1 protein-coding gene is annotated in these 2,165 nt (G+C 63.9%); it reads right to left on the bottom strand.

The genetic code is table 11. The annotated features are described in order from the left end of the window. Positions 1 to 152: 152 nt before the first annotated feature. A partial coding sequence (locus tag NW835_RS01730) for a translocation/assembly module TamB domain-containing protein (RefSeq protein WP_414414353.1) occupies positions 153 to 2,165 on the bottom strand: 2,013 nt, incomplete at its 5' end.

Raw genomic sequence — 2,165 nt, 5'->3', positions numbered from 1 at the left:
GCCCCTCTCCCACCCTCACCCCCGGCCCCTCTCCCAAAGGGAGAGGGGAGTTGGGGAGAGTGCTCTGCGCGCATTCGCGACAGTGTTGCGTAGCAATAACGATGTAACATAGTGTAACATAACAAACCGTAGTCTGGCTGGGGCGGATCCCGTCAAAAGCGAGTCTCGAACTCGATGGCAATGGCGTTGTTGCCCTCGAGGTCGGTGCTGGCGCGGGTGAGGGTTTGTTCGTTGAGGCGGTAGCGGGCGCTGTAGCGGGTGGGCTGAAAGGGATCCGTCAGGTTGCGCTGCACCGAGAGGGAAGTGGCGGGCCCCAGATCGCGGGCCACTTCCAGGGCCAGGCCCACCGAGGAACGTCTGGGGGCACGGGTATCGACCTGGGGGACGGGGCTGAGGCGAACCTCATCCAAGCCGAGGGTGTCCCGCAGCGTCTCCACCACATCGTTGAGTAGGGCTGTTCCCGCCAGTCCGGCCACCCCGGCTTCTGGATTCAGTTGGGCCAAAGCTGTTCCCCCCAACAGGGCGACAATCTCTTCTGGGGAGCGGCTGGGACTGCTAGAAAGCGTCAAAACCCCGTTGCGGGGATCCGCAGCCGCAAGCTGGCTGGCCCGTCCGTTGACAGTGGCCAATATCTCGATGCTCTGCTGGGATCCCGGTAGGGTGCGGTTGGTCTCAAAAGGAGAGAGCTCCTGGGGAAAGCGATACACCTCGAAGGCTTGGGTCACCAGGCGCAGGTTTAAAAAAGGATCGAAGGGGTTGTCTAGGTCAAAGGTGGCGGTGTTGGGGCGGGAGCGATCCAGGCGAAAGTTGGCAATGGGCAGGCTGACGCGGCCTCGCTCCAGGGCAATGGTGCCCGCCGGACGTAGATCTTGGGGAGTGCCAAACAGGCGCAAGCTGCCGCTGGCGTTGAACTCAAATAGGTTGGGGCGCTGCACGCGGATCCCAGGCCCCAAGACCAGCTCCAACCCGTTCAGCCGCGGCTGCCAGAAGGGATCTACCTGAGTCGCGTCTGTAGGAGCTGCCGCTTGGCGCGGGCTGACATCGACGATTCCATCGGAGATCTCTAGGTGTCCCTCCATCAGAGGCCGCAGCAGCAGGCCGCCCACCGTCACCTCTCCTTCCAGGCGGCCTGTGTAGAGGTTGGGCAGGTTGAGCTGGATCCCTTGCAGTTGCAGCGTTAAGGGTGGCGCGGTCTCGTCCCTCTGCAGGGCGCCGCGGGAGTTGACGGGCAAAAAGCCGTTGGCCAACAGGGATCCGCCCCCCAACTGGCCCCGCAGCTCCCGCACCTCCAATTGGTGGAGGTTAAAGACAATTTGGCCGGTCAGGTCGGTGATGGGCTCCGGCAGGGCGGCCAGTTTGAGGATCCCGGAGCTAAGGCTGAGGTTCCCCTGCAGGCTGGGCTCTCGCAAGGTGCCGCGGATGGCCAGCTCCAGTTGGCTTTGGCCGCCCTCCCAGCGCACCTGGTCGGTGAAGAGGTTGACCAAGCGCAGGCCGCCATTCTCGGCTTGCAGGCTGAGGTCGATCTGATCCGAGGCGGCCCGCACCTTCGCAAAGGGCAGGGTGTAGGGCACCAGGCCAGAGAGGCGGATCGGCTCGTCGCCGTTGGCCAGCAGGGCGCCTTCCAAGCGCAGTTGTCCCTGGTGGTAGTCAAATTGTCCCCCCACCTCCTGCAGCGGCACCTGGTTGATCTGGGCGTTCACCACCGTCAGGGAACCGCGGGCAAGGGGATCCCGCAGGTTACCTGCCAGCTCCACATCCAGGTTGAGATCCCCTTGGAGTTCCAGCCCATCCGGCAGGAAGCGATCCAGCAAAGCCAGAGGAAACCCTTGAATTTGCAGGGATCCCGACTGTTTCTCCCAGCCCACCTTGCCGGTGAAAAGGGCTTGGCATTCCCCACTGCGCAACAGCAGCGGCTGCAACACCACCGCCCCCTCGACCAGGCTGCCGCTGGCGGTGAGGCTTTCGACAGCAAACTCCTCTGCTTGCCAATTCCGGCCCTCCAGGTGAAAGCTGACGCTGGGCCGGTTGAGGTTGCCGACGAGGCTGACGCTGGCCTGAAATTCCCCCCGCAAGCTGGTGGGCGGCGGGATGCGGGGATCCATGCGGCTGGCCAGGGCCTCCAGGTGGGCAGCCAGGATCTGGGCGTAGTATTCTAGCTGCTCCCA

The organism is Synechococcus sp. OH2 (assembly GCF_047462155.1).
GTDB lineage: Bacteria > Cyanobacteriota > Cyanobacteriia > Thermostichales > Thermostichaceae > Thermostichus.
Note: the sequence above shows the minus strand (reverse complement) of the source record. Positions and strands in the feature narration are given on the sequence as shown.